Source organism: Arthrobacter sp. 10T425, from assembly GCF_056393985.1.
This window is the reverse complement of sequence record NZ_JBFTGZ010000118.1, coordinates 1-379: the sequence shown is the minus strand read 5'-3', so window position 1 is coordinate 379 and position 379 is coordinate 1. Positions and strand designations below refer to the sequence as shown.

Genomic DNA, 379 nt, shown 5'->3' with positions numbered 1-379 from the left:
GGGCGCGAGCTCGCCGTGGCCGCCTATTTGAAGGAGCACGTCGCGCAGCTGCTGATCGGCAAGGACCCGCACCGGATCGAGGACACCTGGCAGTTCCTGTACCGGTCCTCGTACTGGCGCCGCGGCCCGGTCACGATGGCCGCGATCGCCGCGGTGGACATGGCGCTGTGGGACATCAAGGGCAAGCTCGCCGGGATGCCGGTCTACCAGCTCCTGGGCGGGGCGTCCCGGAACGGGCTGCGCGCCTACGGGCACGCCTCCGGCGCGGACCTGCCGTCCCTGTTCGATTCGGTCCGTGAGCACCTGGAACTGGGCTACAAGTCGATCCGGATCCAGACCGCGGTGCCCGGGATCAAGGCCGTCTACGGCGTCGCGGCCC

At 70.4% G+C, this 379-nt stretch carries 1 pseudogene; it reads left to right on the top strand.

The annotated features are described in order from the left end of the window. Window positions 1–379: pseudogene (locus AC1DDH_RS20790) on the top strand (bifunctional D-altronate/D-mannonate dehydratase); the annotation flags it as partial.